Genomic DNA, 6,810 nt, shown 5'->3' on the forward strand with positions numbered 1-6,810 from the left:
ACGGGTTGTATACGCAATATTGCCGGATAGGTTATTGCTAATAAATTTATTTTCGGCAGACTTGACGCAAAAATGGCATTGCTTTAAGCAACGATTGACAAGGAGGCATTACCGGATGTCAAACAACCTTATTTATATGATGACAGAGAATTTCCAAAATTTTGGCCTGATTCGAAGCAAAGGAGATCAGGCTCTCTTTGGCAAAACCACCAGAGCTATGAAAGCACAATGGCGGGTTCCCAATAATCGCCCCTTGGCAGATTTCGCCCCCACCATTATTTTGAAGGCCAAAGACTTTGCCACCGAGATCACCATCCACAATGCCCGTGAACAAAGTATGAGCACCGAACCTCAAATATCCCAAGAGCATGTCACCAATAATCAGGCGGTAAGGCACACCCTGCTCAATCGGGGTATTCGTCCGGAAAATTTATTACCTGCAGAGGATGTGAAAAAAGTTGAGCGTCGTTTGGTATCAGCAGGAAAAAAAGTGATCAAAAATCCAGCCAGGTTGGAGGATAAATGACACAAAAGAAAACAACACACCACAATATCCCCAAACTACGTTTTCCCGAATTTCGGTATATGGGGGGATGGGATGGAAAAAAAATCAATGAGTTTCTAACTGAAAGTCGCATTAAAGGCAGTAAAGGTGATATTGCAAAAAAAATTACTGTAAAACTTTGGGGCAAAGGAGTCTTTAAAAAGGAAGGACTAAAAGGAAGTGTAAACACACAATACTATCGTCGTAAAAAGGGACAGTTCATTTATAGTAAACTTGACTTTCTCAATCAAGCCTTTGGTCTTATTCCCGCACACCTCGATAACTATGAGTCCACAGTAGATCTTCCTTGCTTCGATATAAGGGATGGTATTGATCCAACATTTTTGTTGGAGTATGTGCAACGTAAGAGGTTCTATAAAAAATTGGGAGATATAGCTGACGGTAGCCGTAAGGCTAAACGTATTCATGCTGATACGTTTCTAAATTTTTCGATTTTTTTGCCATCACTAATAGAACAAAGAAAAATTGCCGACTGCCTTTCTTCCATCGACGAACTGATAAGCATCCAAACACAAAAGCTCGACACTCTCAAGGCTTATAAAAAAGGACTGATGCAGCAGCTTTTTCCGGCAGAAGGCGAAACGGTCCCCAAACTACGTTTTCCAGAATTTAAGAATGCGGAAGCTTGGGAGGAAAAAAAAATGGCAGATGTGTGTATTAAAATTATGGATGGAACCCATTTTTCTCCAAAATCAAAGATTGGATCTCATCTTTATTTAACTTCTAAAAATATACGCAATGGGTTAGTAGATCTTTCCAATATTTCTTATATTTCATCCGAAGAGCATGAAATAATATACAGTAAATGTCCAGTTAAGAAGTATGATGTATTACTAACAAAAGACGGTGCAAATACAGGGAATTGTGCGCTCAATCATCTCGATATTGAATTCTCGTTATTATCTAGTGTGGCCGTACTTCGTGGAAATCCTCTATTGATTGATAAGAATTTTTTATATTATTTAATAGATTCGGAAAAAATTCAAAGACTTATAATTAATTCTGTCTCTGGTCAAGCAATAACAAGGATTACTCTTAAAAAAATAGCTGCCTACTCAATTTCATTACCAACCAATAAAGAACAAAAAAAAATCGCCGATTGCCTTGTTCCCCTTGATGAATTGATCTACGCTCAAGCCCAAAAGCTCGAAACCCTCAAACTCCATAAAAAAGGACTGATGCAGCAGCTTTTCCCATCCACTGACGAGGTTAATGGATGAGCAATAACCCCAAAATTCATACATACAAGACATTGCCGAGTCTCATTACCAGGCTACGGGACGATCTGAACAATAAGGATTTTGTCTTGCTCTACGCCTATAACTGTACAGGCAAAACCCGAATATCCATGGAATTCAAGGAATGGGGCAAAAGAAAAAGGGGTATTGAGCGCGATACGCTCTATTTCAACGCCTACACGGAGGACCTGTTTCATTGGCACAATGATCTGGAGAACGATAACGAGCGTTATTTAAAGATCAATGCTGATTCTAATTTTTTTAACGGATTCAAGGAGCTGGCACTGGAAAATAAAATTCGACCTTATTTACATCGCTATGCTGATTTTGAATTTATCATTGATTATGAACGCTGGATCATCACTTTTTCACACGGCGATGCGGATCATATCAAAATTTCCCGTGGTGAAGAAAATATTTTTATCTGGTGTATTTTCCTGGCGATTTGTGAATTGACCATTGACGGTTTAGGGGCTTATGACTGGGTCAAATATCTTTATATAGATGATCCAATATCATCCCTTGATGACAACAACGCCATTGCCGTGGCCAGTGATCTGGCACAACTGCTCAAAAAAGACAGAGGGCACTTAAAGACGGTGATTTCATCTCATCATGGCCTTTTTTTCAATGTGATGTGCCACGAGTTGAAAAGATTAGGGCATAAAAAATATTTTTTACATCGAAAGAGTGGTTCAGACACCTATACCCTTAGACCAACTAATGACACGCCTTTTTTTAACCATATTGCCATGCTCAGCGAACTGCAACAGGCATCGGAGTCGGGCAAACTCTACACCCACCATTTTAATATGTTGCGCAATATCCTTGAAAAAACCGCCACCTTTTTTGGCTTTGATGATTTTTCCCATTGTATCAAAGGTGTGGACGATGAAATTTTGTATGCCCGTGCGCTGAACCTGCTTAGCCATGGAGGATATTCTGTTTATGAACCACGGGAAATGGTGGATGACACCAAGGAACTTTTTAAAAAAATCCTATCAGCTTTTCTGAATCGCTATCGTTTTGATCTGCCGGAACTGATTATTGAACAAAATCCACAAGAGAATCAATCATGACTAAACAAGACCAAGAAGAACTGGGTAAAACCCTCTGGGACATTGCCAATCAATTACGCGGTGCCATGAACGCGGACGATTTTCGTGATTATATGCTTTCATTCCTTTTTTTGCGGTATCTGTCAGATAACTATGAAGCCGCCGCAAAAAAGGAACTGGGGCGGGATTACCCAAAAATAAAAGCCGATGATAAGCGTTCACCTTTGAGCATCTGGTATGCTGAAAACCAGGAGGATATCAACGCCTTTGAGGAGCAGATGCGGCGCAAGGTGCACTATGTTATTGAACCGGATTTTCTGTGGAGCAATATCGCTGAACTGGCACGAATTCAGGATGAAGTGTTACTTCACACCTTGCAGGAAGGTTTTAAGTACATTGAAAATAAATCCTTTGCCAGCACCTTTGGGGGGTTGTTTTCAGAGATCAATCTGGATTCGGAAAAACTCGGCAAAAACTACACCGATCGCAATGCCAAGCTGTGTACCATTATTACCAAAATTGCCCAGGGCATTGCCGCATTTTCCACCGGCAGCGATGTGCTGGGTGATGCCTATGAGTATCTGATTGGGCAATTTGCCGCAGGATCAGGTAAAAAGGCGGGTGAGTTTTACACGCCCCAGCAAATTTCCAGCATTCTTTCGGCCATTGTTACCCTGGACAGTCAAAATCCCACCACAGGTAAAAAGAAAAAATTGAATAAGGTGCTGGATTTTGCATGTGGTTCCGGTTCTTTGCTGCTCAATGTCCGTAATCAACTGGGACAACATGGCATTGGCAAGATTTTCGGCCAGGAAAAAAATATCACCACCTACAACCTGGCGCGCATGAATATGTTGCTGCATGGGGTGAAGGACTCGGAATTTGAGATTCATCACGGTGATTCATTAATCAATGACTGGGATATTCTGGAAGAAGAAAATCCCGCTAAAAAACAACATTTTGATGCTGTGGTTGCCAATCCTCCTTTCAGCTACCGCTGGCAACCTGGGGATGCATTGGGGGAAGATTTTCGCTTTAAGAATTATGGGCTGGCCCCTAAATCTGCCGCTGATTTTGCTTTTTTGCTGCACGGTTTTCACTTTTTGGCCAAAGAAGGCACCATGGCCATCATTTTGCCCCATGGTGTGTTGTTTCGTGGCGGTGCCGAGGCAAAGATCAGGCGAAAATTGTTGGAAGACGGCAATATCGACACCGTGATTGGCCTGCCTGCCAAGTTGTTTTTTTCCACCGGCATTCCGGTGTGCATTCTGGTGTTAAAAAAATGCAAACAACCTGATAATGTGCTGTTTATAAATGCCAGTGAGAATTTTGAGAAAGGTAAACGCCAGAACCTACTGTTGCCGGAGCACATTGAAAAAATTGTGGATACCTACCAACACCGTAAAGAAGAAAAACGCTATTCCCGGTGCGTGTCCATGGAAGAAATTGAGAAAAACGATTATAACCTGAATATATCTCGCTATATCAGCACGGCTAAACCAGAGCAAATAATTAAACTTGATGAAGTCCATGCAAAACTGGTTGATTTAGAAAAAGAGATAACATTGGCCAAGAATAAACATAATGAATATCTCAAAGAGCTTGGATTACCTTTGTTGCCTTAGTTTTAAAAAAGGTGTTTGTCACTATCCTGGGCAATCAAAAAATTCGGAGGCATGCTTGGATGAATGAACGATTAGTCATATCGACAATTAATTTAAAAAAATATAAAAATTTAAAATTTGCCCCGGATGGATTGAATTTAAACGATCTCAACATTCTGATAGGTCCAAACGGGTCGGGGAAAAGCAACCTTTTAAGTGTTGTAAATTTTATAAGTCAGTCAACAATCCAAGGTAAGGATCAAGCTTCGGATCTTTCAGAGTTTGAAAAAGCGGTCATAGAACTGGGGGACAGCATGATGATTGATGCCACCCTTGATCTCCCGGATATTGTCCGTATTGAGTGTGAGTTTTCCCGGCACCACAATCCAGATACCGTGTACTCTTTTATTCTTGATATATTGGTTAAAGGAAGAGAAGGCCTCTCCCCTGTTATCAAACGTGAAATTCTTTCCCAGCCAGATGTGAAAAAGGATAAAGAACAACCTTTTTATTTTTACAAGGCCCATGATTTGGAGAGCGGAAAAGGCGTTGTATCAGCGTATAACAGCCCCCCCGGCGGTGTGACTTATTTTGAAAAATTGGAATCCATACCGGTCAACAGGTTGCTTTTTTCAACCATTCCGGAATTGCTTGAAAAAACGTCCCTTTCTCCAGAACAAACCCCTGTGTATGAAATTCGCAGAAAACTTGCGGATTTTATTTCCGGCTGGAGATTTTACAATGCCAATGAAATGAATCTCAAGGACATTCGAGAATCAGAACCTAAGATCACCGGTCATACTGAAACCTATCTTTTACCGTCAGGGGAAAATCTGCCCTCAGTTTTTGACAGTTTATGCCAAGTTGATTTCACATTTGAAGAAATTATAAATCAAGAATTGAGAAAAATTCTTCCCACTTCAAGAAAGATCAGAGCTGTTCGATCAGGCAGATTGAGGCTCATGATAGAGTGGCACCTTGAAGGCATAGCCCATGGCCTTCATTTGAGCGACATGTCAGACGGTACGGTTCGAATGTTGTGCTGGGCCGTGATTTTGTTATCCCCTAAACCTAAAACAAGCGTGTTCATTAAAGTTCGATCGCGGACAGCTTCGATATTCTTAAAAGGATACCTTTGTAGCATAATTGAAAAAAACAAGAAAAAAAAGAGCGCAACTCTCCCTGAGAAATATTTGTGTTACAATTTTTAATCATGATCACTTGGTGCCTTCCTTTTGCTATGATTGGGTTATGACTCACCATTTCAACCCGTTTAAAATGGCTGTCCGTTTATCCCTTGATTATGAAAATTCAAATTTTTTCAAAAGGAAAAGAAAATTGAAAACATGGTTGAGTTGATTATTATATCCGACAATCCGATAGACAATTTTTCTGGATTTTTTGATAATCAGACATGGAATATTAATAAAGGTACGGATGAATCGCTTAAATTCCATTTTCAGAATCTGATTTCCCAGAACCCGGTAAGGCATTAACATTCCATACCAAGCTTTGAGATCCCATGCCAAGGCGGCTATGACCATATAGGCCCAATTAGAATTCAGGGTGTTTGAAGGCGCTTTCAGGGCATGAACTCCATTTTTTAACTGTTCAATGTCGTTTTCATGATTTGCCCGGTCCCGATAAAGATGAATCAATGATTCCGTGGTTTTGATCTGGTCATTGGTGATATAGAAAAAAAATCGACAATCATCAAAAAGCTGTTCCTCACCTTTTGAGACATTGATTATTTTTCTGATAGCGATCATTCGATATGATTTCTGGCATTTTCCCGGCTGATACTCAAATTCAGCAAAAAATTCGCATTCGGTCTGAAGATTTTTAAATTTTCTATTTTTTACTACCTGGGCCTTTATGTTTTCAGGTTTTTCACGTTCCTGAGTCTTTATCTCCCGCGGAGGTTTATTGAATAACTGCCATTCTGTTTCTGAGATATCACAGGCTTTTTTTATCAAATTCTTTTTGGCATCCATACCAAATATGAAGGTACACCTTTCATCCCATTTGTCAAAATTGCCGGTCAGGCTAAAATCTGTATCTCCGCGCAGTATCACTTTCTCAAAATCAGGGCAAACAAGGTCAAGGCTTTTATCAATCCAATGGGCTGATCCAAGGTGGGATGGCACATTTCCTGATCGATTGACAATGTAAAGGGGTTCGCGGGTTCTATTCAATGAGACAACCAAAGGAGCATAACCCCATATCCCTTTATAAGAAATATCCATCCCCTCTTTGCATTCACCATAAGTCCCGGTGATGGTGCCATCTACATTTAAAATAGCCTCTTTTTTGAAATTTGCTGGTTGTTGCGTCCAAATTCGCTG

Annotated in this window: 6 protein-coding genes; 5 read left to right on the forward strand and 1 reads right to left on the reverse strand. The window is 40.4% G+C overall.

What is annotated here, in order from left to right:
- Positions 1-19 precede the first annotated feature (19 nt).
- The 5 genes from B9A32_RS11600 (at position 20) to B9A32_RS11620 (ending at position 5,676) form a co-directional block, all read left to right on the forward strand.
- Positions 20-526 (forward strand): hypothetical protein, encoded by a 507-nt coding sequence (locus tag B9A32_RS11600; RefSeq protein ID WP_212637905.1) that lies wholly within the window; start codon positions 20-22, stop codon positions 524-526.
- On the forward strand, positions 523-1,785 hold the full coding sequence (locus B9A32_RS11605) for a restriction endonuclease subunit S (protein WP_084069581.1): 1,263 nt from the start codon (positions 523-525) through the stop codon (positions 1,783-1,785). The genes B9A32_RS11600 and B9A32_RS11605 overlap by 4 nt, the downstream gene beginning before the upstream one ends.
- A gap of 86 nt (positions 1,786-1,871) precedes the next feature.
- The gene (locus B9A32_RS11610; protein ID WP_212637906.1) at positions 1,872-2,882 is read left to right on the forward strand and encodes an AAA family ATPase; all 1,011 of its coding nucleotides are present in this window, start codon (positions 1,872-1,874) and stop codon (positions 2,880-2,882) included.
- The gene (locus B9A32_RS11615) at positions 2,879-4,486 is read left to right on the forward strand and encodes a type I restriction-modification system subunit M (protein ID WP_084069585.1); all 1,608 of its coding nucleotides are present in this window, start codon (positions 2,879-2,881) and stop codon (positions 4,484-4,486) included. The genes B9A32_RS11610 and B9A32_RS11615 overlap by 4 nt, the downstream gene beginning before the upstream one ends.
- Before the next feature lie 59 nt (positions 4,487-4,545).
- Positions 4,546-5,676 (forward strand): AAA family ATPase, encoded by a 1,131-nt coding sequence (locus B9A32_RS11620; protein ID WP_084069587.1) that lies wholly within the window; start codon positions 4,546-4,548, stop codon positions 5,674-5,676.
- A 90-nt stretch (positions 5,677-5,766) separates the two neighbouring features.
- Here the strand turns inward: B9A32_RS11620 and B9A32_RS11625 are convergent.
- Positions 5,767-6,810 (reverse strand): IS1380 family transposase (locus tag B9A32_RS11625; protein WP_139795804.1); only part of this gene is annotated, 1,044 nt, incomplete at its 5' end.

Origin of the sequence: Desulfocicer vacuolatum DSM 3385, from assembly GCF_900176365.1 — a bacterium.
Lineage (GTDB): Bacteria > Desulfobacterota > Desulfobacteria > Desulfobacterales > Desulfobacteraceae > Desulfocicer > Desulfocicer vacuolatum.

Coding starts and splice junctions, on each gene's coding strand:
- B9A32_RS11620 (WP_084069587.1), top strand. CDS start 4,546: ATGAATGAACGATTAGTCATATCGACAATTAATTTAAAAAAATATAAA.
- B9A32_RS11605 (WP_084069581.1), top strand. CDS start 523: ATGACACAAAAGAAAACAACACACCACAATATCCCCAAACTACGTTTT.
- B9A32_RS11615 (WP_084069585.1), top strand. CDS start 2,879: ATGACTAAACAAGACCAAGAAGAACTGGGTAAAACCCTCTGGGACATT.